This is a genomic window from Streptomyces sp. NPDC047042 (assembly GCF_040644035.1).
Lineage (GTDB): Bacteria > Actinomycetota > Actinomycetes > Streptomycetales > Streptomycetaceae > Streptomyces.
The window spans coordinates 105,755-125,950 of record NZ_JBEYVP010000021.1 but is presented as its reverse complement, the minus strand read 5'-3'; the positions used below and the strand labels follow the sequence as shown (position 1 = coordinate 125,950).

General features: G+C 69.9%; 17 protein-coding genes. 10 read left to right on the top strand and 7 right to left on the bottom strand.

Features of this window, described 5'->3' with window-relative positions; genetic code table 11:
- Positions 1-7 precede the first annotated feature (7 nt).
- The 3 genes from ABZ855_RS25110 to ABZ855_RS25100 all read right to left on the bottom strand — a co-directional run bounded on the left by ABZ855_RS25110 (position 8) and on the right by ABZ855_RS25100 (position 3,238).
- Positions 8-1,093 (bottom strand): substrate-binding domain-containing protein, encoded by a 1,086-nt coding sequence (locus tag ABZ855_RS25110; protein WP_360810357.1) that lies wholly within the window; start codon positions 1,091-1,093, stop codon positions 8-10.
- Positions 1,094-1,497: 404 nt separating this feature from the next.
- Entirely contained in the window at positions 1,498-1,932 is a 435-nt protein-coding gene (locus tag ABZ855_RS25105) for a hypothetical protein (protein ID WP_360810355.1), read from the bottom strand.
- A gap of 94 nt (positions 1,933-2,026) precedes the next feature.
- Positions 2,027-3,238, bottom strand: a complete 1,212-nt coding sequence (locus ABZ855_RS25100) for a pyridoxal phosphate-dependent aminotransferase (RefSeq protein WP_360810353.1) — start codon at positions 3,236-3,238, stop codon at positions 2,027-2,029.
- Positions 3,239-3,488: 250 nt separating this feature from the next.
- On the opposite strand from ABZ855_RS25100, the gene ABZ855_RS25095 reads away from it, so the two are divergent.
- From ABZ855_RS25095 to ABZ855_RS25085, 3 genes are all read left to right on the top strand, one after another.
- The gene (locus ABZ855_RS25095) at positions 3,489-4,649 is read left to right on the top strand and encodes a hypothetical protein (protein WP_360810351.1); all 1,161 of its coding nucleotides are present in this window, start codon (positions 3,489-3,491) and stop codon (positions 4,647-4,649) included.
- Between the two features lie 68 nt (positions 4,650-4,717).
- On the top strand, positions 4,718-5,293 hold the full coding sequence (locus ABZ855_RS25090; RefSeq protein ID WP_360810349.1) for a YdeI/OmpD-associated family protein: 576 nt from the start codon (positions 4,718-4,720) through the stop codon (positions 5,291-5,293).
- A gap of 128 nt (positions 5,294-5,421) precedes the next feature.
- Positions 5,422-6,309, top strand: a complete 888-nt coding sequence (locus tag ABZ855_RS25085) for a serine protease (RefSeq protein ID WP_360810347.1) — start codon at positions 5,422-5,424, stop codon at positions 6,307-6,309.
- A 97-nt stretch (positions 6,310-6,406) separates the two neighbouring features.
- Here ABZ855_RS25085 and ABZ855_RS25080 read toward each other — a convergent pair whose 3' ends face one another.
- Together ABZ855_RS25080 and ABZ855_RS25075 are read right to left on the bottom strand one after the other, a co-directional pair.
- Positions 6,407-8,032, bottom strand: coding sequence for a D-aminoacylase (locus tag ABZ855_RS25080; RefSeq protein WP_360810345.1), 1,626 nt, complete (start codon positions 8,030-8,032; stop codon positions 6,407-6,409).
- 26 nt (positions 8,033-8,058) lie between these two features.
- Positions 8,059-9,411 (bottom strand): amino acid deaminase, encoded by a 1,353-nt coding sequence (locus ABZ855_RS25075; protein WP_360810343.1) that lies wholly within the window; start codon positions 9,409-9,411, stop codon positions 8,059-8,061.
- Between the two features lie 164 nt (positions 9,412-9,575).
- Between ABZ855_RS25075 and ABZ855_RS25070 the strand changes: the two genes are divergently transcribed.
- From ABZ855_RS25070 to ABZ855_RS25055, 4 genes are all read left to right on the top strand, one after another.
- Positions 9,576-10,658 carry a sugar kinase gene (locus ABZ855_RS25070; RefSeq protein WP_360810341.1) on the top strand — a complete coding sequence of 361 codons (1,083 nt, stop codon included), beginning with the start codon at positions 9,576-9,578 and terminating at the stop codon, positions 10,656-10,658.
- The gene (locus ABZ855_RS25065) at positions 10,655-11,425 is read left to right on the top strand and encodes an IclR family transcriptional regulator (RefSeq protein WP_360810339.1); all 771 of its coding nucleotides are present in this window, start codon (positions 10,655-10,657) and stop codon (positions 11,423-11,425) included. The genes ABZ855_RS25070 and ABZ855_RS25065 overlap by 4 nt, the downstream gene beginning before the upstream one ends.
- Complete coding sequence (locus ABZ855_RS25060; protein ID WP_360810337.1) at positions 11,422-11,835, top strand: RidA family protein; 414 nt, start codon at positions 11,422-11,424, stop codon at positions 11,833-11,835. The genes ABZ855_RS25065 and ABZ855_RS25060 overlap by 4 nt, the downstream gene beginning before the upstream one ends.
- Before the next feature lie 91 nt (positions 11,836-11,926).
- Entirely contained in the window at positions 11,927-12,454 is a 528-nt protein-coding gene (locus ABZ855_RS25055) for a hypothetical protein (RefSeq protein WP_360810335.1), read from the top strand.
- A gap of 68 nt (positions 12,455-12,522) precedes the next feature.
- Here ABZ855_RS25055 and ABZ855_RS25050 read toward each other — a convergent pair whose 3' ends face one another.
- A complete protein-coding gene (locus ABZ855_RS25050) occupies positions 12,523-13,887 on the bottom strand; it encodes a M14 family metallopeptidase (protein ID WP_360810333.1) in 1,365 nt (454 codons plus the stop codon).
- Positions 13,888-14,175: 288 nt separating this feature from the next.
- Here ABZ855_RS25050 and ABZ855_RS25045 point away from each other — a divergent pair, with 288 nt between their 5' ends.
- The 3 genes from ABZ855_RS25045 (at position 14,176) to ABZ855_RS25035 (ending at position 18,849) form a co-directional block, all read left to right on the top strand.
- Positions 14,176-16,680, top strand: a complete 2,505-nt coding sequence (locus ABZ855_RS25045) for a LuxR C-terminal-related transcriptional regulator (protein ID WP_360810331.1) — start codon at positions 14,176-14,178, stop codon at positions 16,678-16,680.
- A gap of 190 nt (positions 16,681-16,870) precedes the next feature.
- Complete coding sequence (locus ABZ855_RS25040; RefSeq protein WP_360810329.1) at positions 16,871-17,383, top strand: ATP-binding protein; 513 nt, start codon at positions 16,871-16,873, stop codon at positions 17,381-17,383.
- A 95-nt stretch (positions 17,384-17,478) separates the two neighbouring features.
- Entirely contained in the window at positions 17,479-18,849 is a 1,371-nt protein-coding gene (locus ABZ855_RS25035; protein ID WP_360810328.1) for an Nramp family divalent metal transporter, read from the top strand.
- A 15-nt stretch (positions 18,850-18,864) separates the two neighbouring features.
- Here ABZ855_RS25035 and ABZ855_RS25030 read toward each other — a convergent pair whose 3' ends face one another.
- Complete coding sequence (locus ABZ855_RS25030) at positions 18,865-20,178, bottom strand: hypothetical protein (protein WP_360810326.1); 1,314 nt, start codon at positions 20,176-20,178, stop codon at positions 18,865-18,867.
- Between the last annotated feature and the right edge of the window lie 18 nt (positions 20,179-20,196).

Genomic DNA, 20,196 nt, shown 5'->3' with positions numbered 1-20,196 from the left:
CCCCTGTTCATGACTGTCCCCGGGCCCGGCGCGCCATCTCGTGCAGCACCTTGGAGGTGGGCACGGGCGCCTGCCGGACGCCGGTCAGTGTCTGGTTGAGGTAGGCGGCGTGGGCCGCAGTGGCCGCGACGAACTCGGCGGCGTCGCCCTGCGGCCGGAACCCGTGCCGGACGGCGAGCTTGCGCAACACCGGGTCGTCGCTGAGGAGTTGACCGAGGGAACGGCCCTCTTCGGTCAGCGGTACGACGGTGTGGTCGCTGTTGGCCGTGGTGTCGGGGTAGAGGACGGTGAGGTCGCCGACGCTCTCCCGGTTCCCGAGCAGCGCGGCGATCTGCGACTCGTACACCAGCACCAGCGGGTTTCCGGCGCCGCTCACGAAGTCCCGGAACGCGGCGTCGGAGCTGGGCTGTTGGGCGCCCTGGACGCTGACCAGCTTGCGCATCAGGGGCGCCGTGCGCCGCACATCGGCCTCGCTCGCCACCACCCGGCCACCGTTCCCCACGTAACTGGTCGCGGCGAGGTAGAGGGCACCGGAGCTGGAACTCTCCGGGTCGGTGGAGGCGATGTAGAGGGTGCCGGTCAACTCCCCATATTTATCGGCGCCCTTGAGCTGCTGCCAGGTGCGGTCGGCGTCGGCCGCGTCCAGATAGGCGGCCATCTTGAGCGTGCCGCGGTGCTGACCCTTGTCGAGGGTCGCGAGCCCGTTCGCCGCGAGCACCTCGGCGGCGTTGCGGTGGGCCACGACGACGAGCGGCGAGTAGAAGGGCCGCGGCAGGGGCTGCCGTGCCTTGTACTTGGCGGCCAGTTCGTCGGCGGGCGCCTGACTGGACGGAAAGGCGAAGTCGTAGCCCTCGAGGTCGAGGCCTTCCATGGCCCACGACCCGGAGGTCTCCGTCCGCACGGTGTAGCCCTTGGCGGCGAGGGCCTTCACCACGTCGGGGTCGGCGAAGAACTCGGCCTTCTCCGACCCGATCACTCCACGCACGGTCTTCGTTGCCGTGCTCCGGTCCCCGTTGTCCCGGCCCGCCACGACGGCTGCCACCACGCCACCGATCAGCAGAACCGCGAGGACAATCCCTGCAATTCGTCTCACGCCGGGAGCGTGCTCCCGGAATCCAACGTTCCCCGCCAAAAAGAATGAACAGCCAGTGAACCACTGGTCCCGTTACGCAACGCCCCCAAGGGGCGCGGGGAACTGCGCGACAAGCCACGGCCGGGCCCGCAGCCACCCACTCACGGCACCCCCACCCCCAAGGGGCGCGAGGAACTGCGCGACAAGCCACGGCCGGGCCCGCAGCCACCCACTCACGGCACCCCCACCCCCCAAGGGGCGCGGGGAACTGCGCGACAAGCCACAACGCACCCGCACTCGCCGAACAACCGAACCCCCTACTGCAAAAGGCGCCCTGCTCAAGCCAACGCAGTGCGTGGCACCCGGCCCGCGCGTCGCTGCGGGAGCGCGCGGACCGGGGCCGTCAGGGGAGCCCCGAAGGGGGCTCAGCGTGACGCGAGCGCGCGGCCCTCGACCGCCTCGGCGTGCGCGTCCATACGCTCAGCGGCAAGAATCGCCGCCGCCGTATCCGCCCGCGACGCCGCGACAACCAGCGCCCGCCCGGCAAGCGCATGCGCCCGCTGATGCAGCACGGCAAGATCGGCCCCACCCTGACCCTGCGCGGGCGCCGAAGCACGGACCGGCGTACGCCCACCCCGCAACCTGCTCACCTCCCCGGCAAGCCGCTCCGCGGCGGTGTCCAGGTCGGCCGAGGGCGCGAGTGCGCGCAGCTCATCCGTGGCGGTGAGGAGCGCGGCGAGATGTCCGGCCAGCTGGATGTCCAGCTCCTCCTCACGCGACCTGTGGGGAAAGTCCGAGGCGGTGCCGGCCAGCGCGGTGCGGGTGCTGTGGACCGAGGGGGTGCGGATCGGTTCGTACATGGGGAGATGGCCTCCTGTGCGCTGACAGGAAGCCATCCTAGCTTAGATCCAGTCTAAAGTTGAGCCCGATCGCGAAAAGTGCTCCCCGGCAGGTTTACGGCTGGCTGTAGCCGTCCAGGAAGTTGCCGATCCGGTTCACGGCGTCCCGCAGGTCGCCGACCGTGGGCAGGGTGACGACGCGGAAGTGGTCCTGCTCGGGCCAGTTGAAGCCCGTACCCTGCACGACCATGATCTTCTCGCGGCGGAGCAGGTCCAGGACCATGCGCCGGTCGTCCTTGATCCTGAACACGTTCGGGTCGAGGCGCGGGAAGAGATAGAGCGCCCCCTTCGGCTTCACGCAGCTGACGCCCGGGATCTGCGTGAGCAGCTCGTACGCGACGTCCATCTGCTCCTTGAGCCGCCCGCCCGGCAGCACCAGGTCGTTGATGGTCTGGCGTCCGCTGAGCGCGGCGACGACACCGTGCTGCCCCGGCATGTTCGCGCACAGGCGCATGTTCGCCAGGATGGTGAGGCCCTCGATGTACGAGTCGGCGTGCGCGCGGGGCCCGGAGATCGACATCCAGCCGACCCGGTAGCCGGCGACCCGGTACGCCTTCGACATGCCGTTGAAGGTGAGGGTGAGGAGGTCGGGGGCGATCTTCGCGGTCGAGGTGTGCGTGGTGCCGTCGTACAGGATCTTGTCGTAGATCTCGTCCGAGCAGACGAGGAGGTTGTGGCGGCGGGCGATGTCCGTCAGCCCCCGGAGCATGGCGTCGTCGTACACCGCGCCCGTCGGGTTGTTCGGGTTGATGATGACGATCGCCTTGGTGCGGTCGGTGACCTTGCGCTCGATGTCCGCGAGGTCCGGCATCCAGTCGGCCTGCTCGTCGCAGCGGTAGTGGACCGCCGTACCGCCGGAGAGGGAGACCGCCGCCGTCCACAGGGGGTAGTCGGGGGCGGGTACGAGCACCTCGTCGCCGTCGTCGAGCAGGGCCTGCATCGCCATCACGATCAGCTCGGAGACGCCGTTGCCGACGAACACGTGCTCGACGTCCGTCTCGATGCCGAGGGTCTGGTTGTGCATGACGACCGCCCGGCGGGCCGCCAGCAGCCCCTTCGCGTCGCCGTACCCGTGGGCCGACGACACGTTGCGGAGGATGTCCTCCAGGATCTCGGGCGGGGCCTCGAAGCCGAAGGCCGCCGGGTTGCCGGTGTTCAGCTTGAGAATGCGGTGCCCTGCCGCCTCGAGCCGCATCGCCTCTTCGAGAACCGGGCCCCGGATCTCGTAACAGACGTTGGCTAGCTTGGTCGACTGGATCAGCTGCATGTCCGTGAGCTTACGGCCGGGTAACGCTTCCCGCGTGGTGTTTTCCGCCACTTGAGACGGGGCAAAATAGGGCACTGGTCATGAACAGCGATCGGGCCATGACAGTGATCAGGCCGTGACGGCGATCAGGCCATGACAGTGATCGGGTGTTGTCGCCATCGGGGGCGCGATGCAACAGCTCGAGGCCTTGCAGCCGCAGCGAATCGGAAGAGTTTTCCAAAGCACCGAACCTGTCGACTACCGCTGGGCGATGCGCCGGCTGCGCGGGGTGCCGCCGTCGCGTCGGAACGCCGTCCGTCGGTTGATCCGCCTGCTGTACTGGCCGCTCACGGCCAAGGCCAAGATCCGGCTGCTCGGCCTGGCCGGCGCTGTCACGCTGCTGATACTGGCCGGGGTCGGCGGAGTGCTGGGGGCGCGGCCGGAGGCGGGCAGACGGTGGGCCCTGAGCTACCTGTTCACCGACCACGCCGAACTGGGCGGCGTGAGCCTGTCCCTGCTCCAGGACCCGGCCGGCCTCGTCGTGCTGGTGGTCGTCTTCGTCACGCCGGTCTTCTGCTGTCAGCAGGTGCTGGCCATCGGCGACTTCGTACAGATGAACGTGCGCAACGGAGGTGCGGAGAAGCTGTCCGACGGGCAGGTCTCCCAGCACAACCGGCTGGTCCGACGGACCAACAAGTGGTTGGCCGCACTCGGCCGCCGGGACCTCTCGGCGGCCATCGTGGTGGCCATGGCGACGGCCACCTTCTTCCTGTACGGCCTCGTCAACACCCATGGCCTCATGGAGACCTGGAACCCCACCGAGCTTCCCGACCCGGTCTGGCGCTCCGCGGTCTACGACGGCTGGTGGGCCAACCGGCACACCCACCCCGAACTCGCCGTGGCGCTGTGCGCGGCGGGCACGTACGCCTTCTACTTCCTGACGAAGCAGCTGGTCATGGGCGTCGTCTTCACGATCTATCTCTACCGGTCCGAAGCGATCGGGTTCGGGGTGACCCCGAACATGAAGTTCGACAGCGACGGCTTCCGGGGACTGCGCCCCCTGCGCCAGTTCATGCTGTGGACCTACGGCTCCGCGGTGGCCCATCTGATCGGCCTGCTGGTGCTGTTCATGGTCTGGCTGTCGGCGGCGTCATGGATGGTGTTCGTGGTGCTGGTGGTGATGGTGGTGGACATCCTGGTGATCGTCTACCCGTCCTCGATCGGCTACCACTCCGCGTTGGTCGTGAAGCAGGATCACGTCAAAATGCTCTACCAGACGCTTCCCGAAGGCGCGCGCGAGTCGGCGATAACGCAGGTCTGGTCCGTTCCCGTGCTTCCGGTCACGACCCGTAAGGCCATGACTGGGATAACTCTCTATCTGCTGGTCCCGGCGGTACCCGCCCTGATTCCCGTACTGTTCCAGCGGTTCTGAACCCGCATGAGCAGGCATGAGAACGCACATGGACGCCGAGTGTCAGTGGCGTGTGGTTCGCTGCCTGGATGACTCAGGATGTGGAGAGCATCTCGTTCGATTCCGCCGAGGACTTCGAGGCGTGGCTCGCCGAGAATCACGACACCCCGGCCGGCATCTGGCTCAGGCTGCGCAAGAAGAGCCCCGGGGTCGAGGCCCTGACCTACGCCCAGGCCCTGGACGTGGCGCTCTGCTACGGCTGGATCGACGGCCAGAAGGCCGCGCTCGACGACCAGTGGTGGCTCCAGCGCTTCACCCCGCGCAGACCGCGCAGCAAGTGGTCCAAGGTCAACCGGAACAAGGTGGCCGCGCTGATCGAACAGGGCCGGATGCGTCCGCCGGGGCTGGCGGAAATCGACCGTGCCAAGGCGGACGGCCGCTGGGATGCGGCGTACGACAGCCCGAGGAACGCCACGGTACCGCCCGACCTCGCGGCGGCCCTGGCCGCGAACCCGGCCGCTGCGGAGTTCTTCGCGACCCTGAACAGCCAGAACCGCTTCGCGATCCTCCATCGCGTCCAGGAGGCGAAGAGGGCGGAGACGCGGGTGCGCCGGATCGAGAAGTTCGTGGCGATGCTGGAGAAGGGGGAGACGCTGTATCCGTAGCAATCGCGCCAACCCCCGGCCGGAATCGATTCCTTGCCCCGGTCGCCCCTCCCGGATCACAATGCGCATGACAAAAAGCGAGCGACCGGAAAACCTCCGGTCGCTTCTTCGTACGAGGGGACCCCCACATGAACAAGCCTCTCCTTGCCGCGCTCGCAGCCCTGGTGATCACCGGGGCGGGAGCGGCACCCGCGGTCGCCGCGCAGGCCGACACGGCCGCGCCCGTCGCGAAGAGAGCCGTCACCAAGGTGGCACCGGCAGCACAGGCCGCACCCGCCATCCAGGCCGTCAACTTCGCCGGTACCGTCTCGCTGTCCAACTGTTCCGGCTCGCTCGTCCGCTTCCCGAACTCCGAGGCGGACGACCCGGCGCTGGTCATGTCCAACGGGCACTGCCTGGAGACGGGCTTCCCGGCCGCCGGTCAGGTCATCGTCAACCAGGCGTCCACTCGTACCTTCGGGCTGCTCAACGCGGCGGCCACCCGCGTCGCCACCCTGCGCGCCAGCAAGATCGCGTACGCGACGATGACCGACACCGACGTGTCGATCTACCAGCTCACGACCACCTACGCGGCGATCAAGAGCTCGTACAACATCGACCCGCTCACCCTCAACGACACCCACCCGGTCGCCGGCACCCCGATCACCGTCGTCTCCGGCTACTGGAAGCGGACGTACGCCTGCAACGTGGACGGCTTCGCCTACCGGCTCAAGGAAGGCGCGTGGACCTGGAAGGACTCGGTCCGCTACACGTCCGCGTGCCAGACCATCGGCGGCACGTCGGGCTCGCCGGTCGTCGACAACGCGACCGGCAAGGTCGTCGCCGTCAACAACACCGGCAACGAGGACGGGGGGCGTTGCACGGACAACAACCCGTGTGAGGTCGACGCGAACGGGACGGTGACTGTTCGTCCGGGCATCAACTATGCGCAGGAGACCTACCAGATCCCGGCTTGCTTCGGCCTGGACAATAAGCTGAACCTGAGCGCGAGCGGGTGCGTTTTGCCGAAGCCGTAGCCGCAAGGTGGGGGGGCGGGATCGGTCGTGAGGCGTCTGCTGCGCCGTCGTGGCTGGTCGCGCGGTTCCCCGCGCCCCCAGGGGGTTGGGCGGGCGGTCAGTTTTCAGTGCGGCGGATCGCCCGCCCCGCCAGTACGTCCGTCCTGCGGCCGTCCTCGATCACGAAGCGGCCGTCGACGAGCACATACGGGATGCCCGTCGGGAGTGTGCGCGGCGCCTCGTACGTCGAGCCCGCCGCCACCGTCTTCGCGTCGAACAGGACCAGGTCGGCCCGGTAGCCCTCGCGGACCAGGCCACGGTCGGGGAGTCGAAGGCGTGCCGCCGGGCGGGACGTCAGATGGGCCACGCACTCCTCCAGGGAGAGCACCCCCAACTCCCTTGCGTACCGCCCGAGATACTGCGGGAACGTGCCGTACGCGCGCGGATGCGGCTTCGTGCCCTGGAGGATGCCGTCCGAGCCGCCCGTGTGGACGCGGTGGCGCATGATCGCGCGCACGTTCTCCTCGTGACCGACGTGCTGGAGGATCGTCGTGCCCAGACGGTCGGCCAGGAGGAGGTGGCGGGCCGTCGACCAGGGGGTCTCGCCGCGCGCCCGCGCCGACTCCCGCACCGTACGGCCCACGAGGTCGCCGAGCGCCGGGTCGGTCACGCCCGAGACCTCGATCGTGTCCCACTCGATGGGCACGCCATGGCAGCCGTCCGCGCCGGCGACCTCCAGGTGGTGCCGGATGCGTTCGGCGGTGTCCGGGTCCGCCAGACGCCGCAGGATCGCCTCCGGGCCGCCCTCGCTCGCCCAACTCGGCAGCAGCGCCACCAGAGTTGTGGAGCCCGGGGTGTAGGGATACGTGTCCAGGGTCAGGTCCGCGCCCGAGGCCAGCGCCTCGTCCAGGAGGGCCAGGAGTTCCGGCGCCCGGCCTTTGTTCTCACCGAAGTTCATGGTGGCGTGGGCCAGATGGAGCGGGCAGTCAGCCTCGCGCGACAGCCGCACCATCTCGGCGTACGCCTCCAGCGCGCCCGCGCCGTACGAACGGTGGTGGGGGCAGTAGTAGCCGCCGTAGCGCGCCACCACCCGGCACAGTTCCGTGAGTTCGGCGTCCTTGGCGTACATGCCGGGCGTGTACGTGAGCCCCGACGACATGCCCACCGCGCCCTGCTCCATCCCCTCCGCCACCAACTGCCGCATCCGGTCCAGCTCCTGGGGTTTCGCCTCCCGGTCCTCCCAGCCGACGGCGAGCATCCGTACCGTGCCCTGCGGGATCAGGTAGGCCGCGTTGACGGCGATTCCCTCGCCGTCGAAGCCGTGATCCAGGCGGTCCAGGTACTCGCCCACGGAACGCCAGTCGAAGTCGATGTCGTCGCCGTGACCGTTCCAGCCGGTGATCGCGCGACGGACCTCGGCGAGCGTGCGGTCGTCGACCGGGGCGTACGACAGCCCGTCCTGGCCCAGGACTTCGAGGGTCACCCCCTGTGCGGCCTTCGCACTGTGATCGGGGTCGCGGAGCAGGGCCAGATCGCTGTGGGCGTGCATGTCGACGAACCCGGGGGAGAGGGTCAGGCCCTCCGCGTCCAACTCCCGGCGCGCTTCGGGGCGTTGGCACCCCGCCGCTGCCGCCTCCTGGACGATCGCGACGATCCGGCCCCCGTCCACGACCACATCCGCGCGATACGACGGACCGCCGGAGCCGTCCACGACATCGGCGTCCCGAATGACCAGCTCATCCACGCCGGGCCCTCCTCAGAAGTCAGAAGTCAGAAGAACGTACGGATGTATTCGACGACCGTCCCGTCCGCCTCCGTGACCGGGATCAGCTGCCACTTGTCGAACGACGTGCACGGGTGGGACAGGCCCAGGCCCAGCCAGTCGCCGACCTCCAGATCCGCGCCGGGGTCGGTGTGCAGCCAGGCGTGCTGGTCGGAGAGCCCGGTGACCGTGACTCCGGTGGCCGGCCGCTCCCCGGCGTCCCCACCTGCACCCTTCCCGGCCCCCTCCCTCCGTACGACCTGGGCGACGGGCAGGTCCAGGTCGTACGCCGCGTCCCGCTTGCCCGCGTTCACGAAGGCCTGCTCGGGGGAGGGGCGGGAGACGACCTGCGTCCACAGACGGAAGGCGGGCTCCAGGGCGCCCTCCTCGGGGACCCGGTTGAACGGGGTCACCTCGCGATAGCGGCCGTCGTCGTGCGAGACGTACGCCCCCGAGCGCAGCAACTTCAGTACGGGCAGCGACAGTTCGGGGATCTCCACGAACACGTCGGCGACCGCGTCGAACCAGGCGCTGCCGCCCGCGCTCACGACGATCTCCTCAAGGGACGTGCCGTCGAACCGCCCCGCCTTGTCGAAGTCCGCCGCCAGCGCCACCAGCCGCCGCAGCCACGCCCGCACCCGCTCCGGATCGGCCTGCGGCACCTCACCCTCGTACCCCGCGACCCCGACCAGCCGCAGCGTCGGTACGGCGGCCACCGCGTCCGCGACCACCGCGCACTCCGCCTCCGTACGCACGCCGGTCCGGGCGCCCTCACCGGCGCCGAGTTCGACGACCACGTCCAGCGGACGGGCCCCCGCCCCCGCCCCTGCTCCCGCTCCCGTTCCCGACAGAGCCGCGTCCATCAGCTCCACCCCGCGCACGGAGTCGACGTAACAGACGAACCGGAATTCGGGGTCGGCGGCCAGCTCCGACGCGATCCAGCGCAGGGCCGCAGGATCCACCAACTCATTTGCCAGGAAAACCCGTTGGACACCGAAGGCGCGGGCGACGCGCACCTGATGGGGGACCGCGAGAGTGATGCCCCAGGCGCCGTGGTCGAGCTGGCGGTGGAAGAGCTGGGGGGCCATGGACGTCTTGCCGTGCGGGGCGAAGGCGAGGCCGTGGCGGGCCGCGTACGTCTCCATCAGTTCCAGGTTGTGCGTGAGGCGCTCGGCGGACAGCGTCAGTACGGGGGTGGTGAAGCCGCCGGTGAAGAGGTTGCGGCGCTGGGCGGTCAGCTCGCCGACCGTCAGGCCGTCCGCGTCCGGCGGAAGGCCCTTGAAGCGGGCGTCGACGCGCTCGGCGGCCAGCCCGGCCAACCCGGCGTGCGCCTGGGCGGTCTCACTGCTCTCGGTGCCCATGCAACCTCCTTGATTCTCGTCGAGGGATGTACGAGGGATGTACGGTGTTGCAACACTTGCAACGCTCGTTGCGTATACCGCTTACTGCTGTCTAACATCTCGCCCAACGCGGGGTCAACGGAGCCGCCGTCCCCCCGCACCACCAGCCAGGAGCTACGACCATCGTGACCCGCACCGGACCCCGCGACGCCCCCGATGTCGTGGATGCCGTGGATGTCGTGGACGTCGTCGCGCTCGGCGAGTCCATGGTCACCTTCCTGCCCTCGCGTCCCGGCCGCCTCGCCGACGTGCCGTCCTTCGACCGGACCATCGGCGGCGCCGAGTCCAACGTGGCCTGTGCTCTCGCCGCCGCCGGCCACTCCGCCCGCTGGATCAGCCGCGTCGGCGACGACGCCTTCGGCGACCACCTGCTCGAGGCGATCGGCGCGTACGGGGTCGATGTGACGTCCGTACGACGTGATCCGGCGCGTCCGACGGGCGTGTACTTCCGTACGGCGGGCGACCGGGCCACCGACGCGCACGAGGTGGCCTACTACCGGGCGGGGTCGGCGGCCTCCGCGATGTCGGCCAAAAGCGTGGACCTGGCGGCGGCGCGCGCGGCGCGGGTGCTGCATCTGTCCGGGATCACCGCAGCCCTGTCCGGCGACTGTCTCGACCTGCTGTGGGAGCTGACCGGGCCCCGGCCGGGCCGGCCCCTCGTCTCGTTCGACGTCAACTTCCGTCCGGGACTGTGGGCCGACAACAAGGGCCCCCGCGTCCTGCTGGACCTCGCGCGGCGCGCCGACCTCGTCTTCGTGGGCGCCGACGAGGCGGAGGAGGCGTGGGGGCTGCGGGACGCGGCCGAGATCGCGGCGGCGCTGCCCGAGCCGGAACTCGTGGTCGTCAAGCAGGGCGGAAGCGGAGCCGTCGCCTTCGACAGGGGCGCCTGTGCCGCTACGGGTGTCACCGACTCCGTGCTCGTCCCGGCACCCCGCGTCGACGTCGTCGCGGCGGTCGGCGCCGGGGACGCCTTCGCCGCAGGGTTCCTCGCCGCCACCCTGCGGGGCCTGCCCGTACGGGACCGCCTCCGGCACGGCCACCTCATGGCCGCCGCCGTCCTCACCGTCCCCGGCGACCTCGCCGCACCGCCCGCCCGTGACCACGCCGACCGGCTGGCCGCCCTCGACGAGCGCGCGTGGGAGACACTTCGACTCGGCCCCGGCTGGACGCAAGCCGAGCAGGCCCCGGAGGAGGTACGCACCCCATGAGCCAGACCGTCGACCGCGCCCTGAGCATCCTGCCGTTGCTCGCGGAGGGCCCCGCCGACCTCGGCCGGGTCGCCGACCGGCTCGGCGTCCACAAGTCCACCGCCCTGCGGCTGCTGCGCACCCTGCACGAGCACGGGCTCGTCTACCGCCAGTCCGACCAGCGCTACCGGCTCGGCGCCCGCCTCTTCGCGCTCGCCCAGGAAGCCGTCGAGAACCTCGACATCCGGGAGATCGCCCACCCCCACCTCGTACGCCTCAACGAGAGCTGCGGCCACACCGTCCACCTCGCCGTGCACGAGGACGGCGAGGTGCTGTACATCGACAAGGTCGAGAGCCGCTACCCGGTGCGCATGTACTCGCGGATCGGCAAGCCCGTCGCCATCACCGTCGCCGCCGTCGCCAAGCTGCTGCTCGCCGACCTGCCCGAGACCGAGCGGCGCACCCTCGCCGACAAGTTCGAGTACCCCATGTACACCTCCCGCTCCACCCCCAACGCCCCCGCTTTCCTGCGGGAGTTGGAGAAGGTCCGCGAGCAGGGCTGGGCCACCGATCTCGGCGGTCACGAGGAGTCCATCAACTGCGTCGCCGCCCCCGTGCGCGGCACCGACGGACGCGTGGTCGCCGCCATGTCCGTCTCCGCCCCCAACGTCGTCGTCACCGCCGACGAACTCCTCACCCTGCTGCCACTGGTGCGCCGTACCGCGGACGCCATCAGCGGCGAGTACTCCGGCAGGACTCCCACGCCAACGAAGGACAACGGTCCATGACAGACAAGATCGCCCTCACCCCGAAGACCCACACCACTCCGCCGGCCAAGTTCTCCCACGGTGTGAGGAAGGGGAACATTCTGCAGGTCGCCGGGCAGGTCGGCTTTCTGCCCGCCGTCGAGGGAGAGCCCCCGACGCCCGCCGGCCCGACCCTGACCGAGCAGACCCTCCAGACCCTCGCCAACGTCAAGGCCATCCTGGAGGAGGGCGGCGCGACCTGGGACGACGTGATGATGATCCGCGTCTATCTGACGGACGTGGACCACTTCGCCGAGATGAACGGCATCTACAACACGTACTTCGAGGAACAGGGCCTGACCGCGCCCCCGGCCGCCCGTACGACCGTCTACGTCGGCCTTCCCGCCGGGCTCCTCATCGAGATCGACGCGCTGGCGGTGCTGGACAGCTGAGCCGGTCGGCGCAGGCGTGCCCTTCGGCCATTCCTGATCTCTCCGGCCCCTGCTGTCCCATGACACAGCAATGTCCGCCATACTTCCGCCTGTGGAGCAGCGCATAGGTTCGAGCAGCAAGCCCCTGGAGACCGCCGCGGTAGACCCGGCGGCCATCCCCGGGCTCACTTCACCCGTGCCGGCCGAGCCGGAGGACCGGGTCCCGGAGCCGTCGAAGGAGTCCGCACCGGAGGAGGCCACCTCGGCGGCCGAAGCGGAGCCCAAGACGGAGGCGGAGTCCGAGTCGGAGGCCGACTCCGACGCCGAGGTCCCGGACGGCCCCGTCTTCGAGGCGTCCGACCGCCGGGCGAAGATCATCGCCGACCACCGTGGCGTACAACTCTTCCTGGACGACCAGGAGTGCGAGTTCCGCTGGGACGAGATCGGGGCCGTCGAGACGGAGACCTCACGCTTCGGCAAGCGGTTCACGGTGACGGTCCACACCCCGGACCGCCGCTGGTACCCGGTAGAGATCGAGGCGAAGGCGAAGTCCCAGTTCCAGGAGTGGGAAACGGCCCTGGACAAGGTCCTGGACACCTACTTCGAAGACGCGGAAGCCCTTGAGGAGAGCGCCCCATAGGGGCGCGGGGAACTGCGCAACCAGCCACAACCGGCCCGCAGTTCCCCACAACCTCAGACAGACGGACGTCAAGAGCAGTACTGCGCCTGCTTCCCGATGGACCGGTACATGCAGTCCGAGTTCTCCAGCAGCTGCAACACCGCGTCCCGGTTACGGGCCGTCTCCCGATCGATCACCTCGTCGGGCGGGTAGAAACCGCCACCGGAGCTGGACGTCGGGTACATCTCGAACGTGTACGCGAAGATCTTCTGGCTGCCCCAGAGGTAGTCGTCGATCGAGCCGTCCGTGATGTACAGGTCGCTGGACTGCTCCGGCGTGTAGCCGTTGCTCGCGGCCATCTTGCCGCCGACCGTGGCGAAGGCGTCCCGGTCGTCCTGGGTCATGCCCGTGGTGGTGTTGGCGGTGGTGTACCCGAAGGGCCACAGCACCAGTTCGCTGTACGTGTGGAAGTCGATGCCCGTCTTGATCTGCTGGACGCCGCCGACGACCCGGCTGCGGACGAAGTTGGCGACCACCTTGACCTCGGGCGCGGACTCGGCGGACGGACCGCGGTAGGTCTCCGACGAGGTCGAGCCGGAGGAACCGCCACAGCAGCCCCAGCGATAGTTCCAGTTGCGGTTGAGGTCCGTACCGACGTTCGTCGAACCGCTGTTGGGCTGGCGGTTCTTGCGCCACGAGCGGTACGAGCCGCTCGCGATGTCGTACTCGCCGCCGTCCGGGTTGAGGTCCGGGATGATCCAGATCTCACGGGAGTCGATCATCGACTTGACCCGCGAGTCGGTGGCGTAGGTGGAGGTCAGGTTGCGCAGCAGATAGAGCGCCATCTCGACGGTGAGGTGCTCACGGGCGTGCTGGTGATGGGTGAACAGCACCTCGGGTTCGGCCTCGTCGGTGCCGACGTTGTCGCTGAGCTTGATGGCGACGATGTTGCGGCCCGAGTAGGAGGTGCCGATGACGCGCTGGCTGGCGATGGAGGGGTTGGCCGCGACCAGGGAGTTGATCTCCGTCGTCATCTCCGCGTAGTTGTGGTAGCGGGAGTCGGCCGTGGGGAAGTCGAGCAGCCGTACGTCGTCGGCGCTGCCGGCGCGGTTCGGGGCCGCGCCCAACAGGGTGATCTCATAGCCGCGTTGGGCCAGTTTCCGGGCCTGGTCGGCGCGGCCGGAGACCACGACGGTCTCCTCGTCGGCCTCGTCCACGGTCACGCCCGACGCCATGATGTCGGTACGGACGTCGGACGTGGAGTTCGCGAAGTTGATCTCGTACTGGCGGATGTCGTCCGCCGAGGCCGCCGGACGCTCGGCGCTGGTCGCGGTGGCTGTGGCGTCAGGGGTGGCGGAGGTGACGCCGACGGCGAGGGCGAGGGACAGCAGGCCGACGGCGGCGGCGGAGCGTCTGCCACTGCGGGCACCTGAGCCTCGTATGCGAAGTCGCATGAAGTCTCCTGTTTCTCTCCGGGAGTTCCGGGATCTCCGGACGCTGGGGAGTGGAGCGGGGGGTGGTTCTTCGGTGCGACGGACTGGTGCGGGTGTGGTGCGGGTGTGCGGCTCATGGTGCGGCTCTGACATGGGCAGGTCAAGACCGCATAAAGAGTGATGGCGTGAACCGGCCGACCGCGCGGAGAGTACGCCTGCCCGTGCTCCCCGTCGCGAGCTCCGCGGCAAGACCACCCGTGCGAGTGACCTGCGTGTGTGACCTGCGGGAGCCGTTGGAAAGTACCGATCATGGGCGGATCCGCGCCACGAACCAATCGCCGGCCACCGGCTCAAGCGCCGGTCGAGACCACGAGCTTCGTCGACCGCCGTACCGAACAGGCCGAAGTCCGCGCCCTCCTGGCCAGGGCCCGCCTCGTCACCCTGACCGGCCCGGGAGGCGTCGGCAAGTCACGCCTGGCCGCCCGCGTCGCGTCCCGCCTGACCCGCGCCTTCCCGGACGGCGTCCGTTTCGTGCAGCTGGCCGGGCCCGGCGACCTGGGCGAACGCGACGACCGGGATCTCGTCGTACTCCGGGCCGTAGCAACGGCGTTGGGCCTGTACGACCACTCGACCCGCCCCGAGGACCCAAGCCACGGTCGACCGGCACACCGCAACCTCCCGGACGTCCTCGCCGACCACCTGAGCACCCAACGCCTCCTCCTCATCCTCGACAACTGCGAGCATCTGCACAGGCCCTGCGCCGAACTCGCCGCCGCACTCCTGCACCGCACGACCGGCGTACGGATCCTCGCCACCAGCCGCCACCGCCTCGGCCTGACGGAGGAACACCTGCTGGACGTACGGCCGTTGCAGGTCCCGGACCCGGACGGCGACCTCTCCACGCCCCAACGCCACCCGGCCCTCGCCCTCTTCGCCGACCGAGCGGCGACAGCGGTCCCGGGCTTCGCACTCACCCCCGCCAACCGAGCCACCGCCGCCCACCTGTGCCGCCGCCTCGACGGCCTCCCCCTGGCGATCGAGCTGGCCGCGTCCCGTATGACCGACCCGGCCGACCTGAACGCCGAAGACTTGCTCGCCGCCACCTACGACGATCACGATGATCACGATGATCACGAGACCCGGACCACCGCCGGCCCCCGCCCCCGCCGCCGCCCCCGCACCCTGTGGGCGACGATCGACCGGAGCCATCAACTGTGCACGCCTGATGAGCGGTTGGTGTGGGCGCGGGCGTCCGTCCTGGCCGGGGACTTCGACCTGGAGACGGCCGAAGCCGTGTGCGGGGAGGGCGTCGCCGACATCCTGGACGCCGTGACCGAGCTGGTCGGCAAGTCCGTACTGAGCCGGGAACCCGGCCCGGACGGCGGCGTACGGTACCGGCTGCTCCACACCTTCCGGCGGTACGGTCTCGACCGGCTGAGGCAGCGCCCCGGGGAGGAACGCGCCGCCCGGCGCAGGCACCGCGACTGGACGCAGGCCCGGGCGGCGGCGTACGAGCAGGCCTGGTTCGGCCCCGGCCAACAGCAGCTGGCCGCCCGCCTGCACGCCGACCGGGCCAACCTGCGCGCCGTACTGGACTTCAGCCTCGGGGCGGACGGGGGCGCCCCCGACGACACGCTCGCCGGCCTCCGTCTCGCCGGCACCCTCTGGTTCCACTGGTACGCGTGCGGCGCACCCGGCGAAGGCGGGTACTGGCTCGACCGCGCCCTCGCAGCGAGCCCCGGGCCGAGCCGCGAGCGGGCCAGGGCCCTGTGGGTCTCCGGGCTGCTCGGGCTGCTCACCGGCTCGGCGGAGGACCGCGCCCGGGGCAGGCGGCGCGCCGAGGAGGCGCGTGCCCTCGCCCGGCGACTCGGGGACGCCCCCGAGGTCGCGCACGCGGAGTACGTCATCGGGCTCGGTCTGCTCACCGGCGGCGAACCGGCCGCCGCCCTGCGGCACTTCGAGGAAAGCGTGGCGCGGGGACCCGTAACCGGCGGCCATGCCACTCTCGCCGGACTCGAACGCGTACAACTCGCGTGCGTGCTGGCCGACTTGGGGGAGACGGACCGGGGGGTCGCCGTCTGCGAGAACACCCTGCGGGTGTGCGAGGAGTACGGCGAGGAGTGGGTCCGCTCGTGCGCTCTGCGGGCGCTCGCCCACACCGCCCGCGAGGACTGGCACCGCGCGGAACCACCCGCCCGAGAGGCCCTGCGCATCGGCCATGCCCTGCACGACACCCTGGGCATCGCCCCTACTCTCGACCTCCTCGCCCTGATCGCGACCTTCCACCGTCACCAGCACGAGCACCAGAACCAGTCGGGGTACGGGCACGACCACAGCCACGAGCACGAGCTCGGCCTGGATCACGACCACGATCACGATCACGAACATGGCGAGGAACACGGCCACGAACGCGCCGCCGTGCTGCTCGGCGGCGCCGACAGCGTCCGGGCGGCTCCCTTCGACGCCGTACGCCAGGACGCCGAGACACGGGCCCGCAAGGGCCTCGGGCGGAGCAGGCGGGCGTACGAGCGGGCGTACCGTCGCGGGGCCGCACTCGACCTGGCAGCGGTCGTCAAGTACGCGCTGGGGGAGGGCAGGTCGCCCGACCGGAGTCCCGAAACGCCGGCGTCGGGTCTCACGCGCCGCGAGACCGAGGTGGCCGCGCTGGTCGCCGAGGGCCTCGCCAACCAGCAGATCGCCGACCGCCTGGTGATCGCCCGCCGTACCGCCGAAGGCCATGTCGAACACATCCTCGGCAAACTCGGCTTCGCCAACCGCGCCCAGATCGCCGCCTGGGTGGCGACGCATCACTGACCGCACCGACAACACCGATCGCGTCAGCGCCACCAGCGCCGCCAGCGCCACCAGTGCCAGCAGTTGCACTCGCACCTCCGGCAACGCGCACAACGTGCCTAACGCGCTCAACGCGCTCAACGTGTTGTGCGTACGGAAACAGGTATTTCTACCCGCGCGCGGGGGTGCCCGAGGAGGCGATGCTGAAGGCATGCTGCAACTCTCCGGGGATCCCGGGGGACACGGCCAGGATCCCGTCTCCCGGTATGGCTCGTACCTCCAACCCCCGCTGGGGGCGGGCCATCTGAGCGTCGAGTACGACCCGTGCCCCACCGCCGTCCGCGAAGCCCGAGCGGAGATACGCAAGCAGCTGGAGGAGTGGGGCCTGGCCGGCCGGGGAGACCTGACCGACCCCGCCGACGAACTCCTCGACGTGGCGGAACTGCTCGTCAGCGAGCTGGTCACCAACGCGGTGCTGCACGCCGCGAGCCCCTTCAAGCTCACGGTCTGGGCCGCGCACGGCGTCCTGCGCTGCGAGGTCACCGACACCGGCCGCCGTACTCCTCGGGTGCGGTGCGCGGGTGTCGCGGAGAGCGGACGGGGGATGTTCCTGGTGGACGCGCTCGCGCGGCGCTGGGGCTGTCACCAGGAGGGGCCGGGCAAGACCGTGTGGTTCGAGCTCGGCACATGCGGGTCCGACGGCTGTGGTCGGCGACAGCCGTAGCGGCCCTGTTCCGGAGCCGGTTGCCCCGGCTGTCCAACTCCGGCTCCGGAACGCCCTCTTGTGCGCCTCCACCCCTTTGCGCTTTCTTTGCTTCCATGGCGGACACCACAGGAAACACCTCTTCAGCAGGGGCCTCGGGCGCCCCGGGCTCCTCAGGCGCCCCGGGCTCCTCGGGCGCTCAGGACGACTCACCTGCGAACTCCACTCCGCGCAAATCCAGTTGGAAGTACATCGGGCCGGGAATCGTGGTCGCCGCGACCGGCGTCGGTGCCGGCGACCTGGTGGCCACGCTCATCGCGGGCAGCAACTTCGGCTACACCCTCCTGTGGGCCGCCGTACTCGGCTGCCTGGTGAAGATCTCCCTCGCCGAGGCCGCGGGCCGCTGGCACCTCTCCACCGGCCGCACCCTCTTCGACGGCTGGGCGAGCCTCGGCCGCTGGACGACGTACTTCTTCGTCGCGTACGTCGTGATCTGGGGCTTCGTCTACGGCGCGGCGGCGATGTCGTCGAGCGCGCTGCCGCTGCAGGCGCTGTTCCCGGACATCATGGACCTCAAGTGGTGGGCGATCCTGTGCGGGTTGTCGGGCCTGGTCTTCGTCTGGTTCAACAAGTACGAGGTCTTCGAGAAGGTCATGACCGTGCTGGTGGGCGTGATGTTCGTCGTCACGGTCTACCTCGCGATCCGGGTCACCCCCAACCTCGCGGACGCCTTCGCCGGCCTGCTGCCCGTCCTGCCCGACGAGAAGGACTCGATCCTCAACACGCTGGGCCTGATCGGCGGGGTGGGCGGCACCATCACCCTTGCCGCGTACGGCTATTGGGTCAATGCGAAGGGCTGGACCAACACGGGCTGGATGAAAGTGATGCGCCTCGACAACCGGGTGGCGTACGCGACGACGGGCATCTTCGTGGTGGCCATGCTGTTCGTGGGCGCGGAGTTGCTGCACAGCGCCAACGTGGCGATCGCGAGCGGCGACAAGGGCCTGATCCAGCTGAGCGACATCCTGGCGGACAAGTACGGCTCGGCGACCGCGAAATTCTTCCTGATCGGCTTCTTCGCCACCTCCTACACCTCACTCATCGGCGTCTGGCACGGGGTGAGCCTGATGTTCGCGGACTTCGTGGAACGCTTCCGCGGCACACGGACGACGGGCGAGGAGGTCGCCTCCGGCACGCGCGAACGGTCGTGGCCGTTCCGCGCGTACCTGCTGTGGCTGACCTTCCCGCCCATCGTCCTGCTCTTCCAGGGCCAGCCCTTCCGCCTGATCATCCTGTACGGCGTGCTGGGCGCGGCCTTCCTCCCGTTCCTGGCCGGCACACTCCTGGTCCTGCTCAACTCCTCACGTACGCCTGCCGAGTGGCGCAACCGGATGCTGAGCAACGCCATGCTGGTGATCGCCGGTCTGCTGTTCCTGGTGCTGTGCGTGAAGCAGATCTGGGACCAGCCGTGGTCGGAGTTCTTCTGACCGGGTCGTCCGGACTCAGTCCTGGTCGGGGACCGGCTGCAGCTGCTGCCACGTCGAGTTGGTGGCGATCGCCTTGAGCTGGTCGAGGGTGAGGGCGGGGTTGGCGCGGGTCGGGGCGGTGATCTGGCTGGCGGAGTTGAAGGCGCTCACGACCACCCGCAGACCGTCGGGCCAGAGCGCGTCGGCGGTCCGCATGACGAGCCCCTTGCCCTTGTCGTCGCCGGGTCCCTGACGGACGGTGTACTTGACGCCGTCGGGCATCGTCACCGCGCCGCGGCCCTCACCGAACAGGTCGTCCTCGACGTCCTGCATGTTGGGCTGGACATTGATCTCGACGAAGCTCTTGCCCTTGCCGTCGTCGACGACGATGTACCCGTACCCGACGCTCGGCCTGCTCTTCCCGACCACCTTGAGCCCCTTCGGGAGCAGCCCGATGAGCGCCGTCGTGATGGCGTCGCTCTCGACCTCCTCGGGGGCGCTCGACGGCGGCGGCGTCTCGACCTTGTCGGGCACGGGGATGGCGTTGACGGCCCTGAGCCACGCCGGATCGGTGACCACCTTCTTCAACTGGGCGCTGTTCAGCGGAGGTTCGGGCCGACTGATGGGGGCGCCCTTCTCGGCGGGGGCGTTCCACTCCATCACCGACACACGTGCTCCCTCGGCGGTGACGAGGTCCGCGGTCCACAGCTTGGTGTCGACCCGGCGGTCCGGAAACTCGTACGTCTTGAGGATCCTGAGCAACGCACCGCCGGGCAGCGGGCTCGTCACACACTCGTCGTACGGGACGAACGCCTTGTCCGGGCACTCGGCCGTCTCACGGGCCGCGTCGCTCCCCGGCGTGATCCGGCCGAGGCTGACGGAGAGCGCCGCGGCGCCCTTCCCGTCGTCGAACACGCCGTACGCGTACGGACCGAGCTCCGAGTCGGTACCGCGCGAGGACTGCTGGGTGAGCTGGCCCGCCGGGAGCAACCCCTTGAGCGTCTTGAGCAGTTGGGCGCCGGAGACGGGAGCCGTGGGCTTGGCCGTGGGGCTTTTGGCCGGGGTCGCGGTGGCGTGACCGGGCCCGACGGTCGTCCCGCCGGCCCCGACGGCCCGCTGTCCGGTGCCGTCGCCTCCCCAGGGGGTGACCAGCGCGCCGCCCACGCCCACCAGGGCGATCGCGGCGGCGCCGCTCAGCACAGCGGTCCGACGTCGCATACGGAGCCTGCGTCCCCGGGACTCGCCGCCGGAGACGAGGGCGGTGCGATCGGCGTCGAAGGAGTCGCCGGCGCTACGCAGGGCGGCGCCGAGCCGGTCCTCGAACTGTTCGTCTCGATCTTCGATGGGCATGGCGAACCACCACTTCTG

Bases quoted from the DNA above. Each gene is read 5' to 3' on its own strand.
- ABZ855_RS25105 (WP_360810355.1), bottom strand. From the start codon at position 1,932: ATGTACGAACCGATCCGCACCCCCTCGGTCCACAGCACCCGCACCGCG.
- ABZ855_RS25100 (WP_360810353.1), bottom strand. From the start codon at position 3,238: ATGCAGCTGATCCAGTCGACCAAGCTAGCCAACGTCTGTTACGAGATC.
- ABZ855_RS25095 (WP_360810351.1), top strand. From the start codon at position 3,489: ATGCGCCGGCTGCGCGGGGTGCCGCCGTCGCGTCGGAACGCCGTCCGT.
- ABZ855_RS25090 (WP_360810349.1), top strand. From the start codon at position 4,718: ATGACTCAGGATGTGGAGAGCATCTCGTTCGATTCCGCCGAGGACTTC.
- ABZ855_RS25085 (WP_360810347.1), top strand. From the start codon at position 5,422: ATGAACAAGCCTCTCCTTGCCGCGCTCGCAGCCCTGGTGATCACCGGG.
- ABZ855_RS25075 (WP_360810343.1), bottom strand. From the start codon at position 9,411: ATGGGCACCGAGAGCAGTGAGACCGCCCAGGCGCACGCCGGGTTGGCC.
- ABZ855_RS25065 (WP_360810339.1), top strand. From the start codon at position 10,655: ATGAGCCAGACCGTCGACCGCGCCCTGAGCATCCTGCCGTTGCTCGCG.
- ABZ855_RS25060 (WP_360810337.1), top strand. From the start codon at position 11,422: ATGACAGACAAGATCGCCCTCACCCCGAAGACCCACACCACTCCGCCG.
- ABZ855_RS25050 (WP_360810333.1), bottom strand. From the start codon at position 13,887: ATGCGACTTCGCATACGAGGCTCAGGTGCCCGCAGTGGCAGACGCTCC.
- ABZ855_RS25045 (WP_360810331.1), top strand. From the start codon at position 14,176: ATGGGCGGATCCGCGCCACGAACCAATCGCCGGCCACCGGCTCAAGCG.
- ABZ855_RS25040 (WP_360810329.1), top strand. From the start codon at position 16,871: ATGCTGCAACTCTCCGGGGATCCCGGGGGACACGGCCAGGATCCCGTC.
- ABZ855_RS25035 (WP_360810328.1), top strand. From the start codon at position 17,479: ATGGCGGACACCACAGGAAACACCTCTTCAGCAGGGGCCTCGGGCGCC.
- ABZ855_RS25030 (WP_360810326.1), bottom strand. From the start codon at position 20,178: ATGCCCATCGAAGATCGAGACGAACAGTTCGAGGACCGGCTCGGCGCC.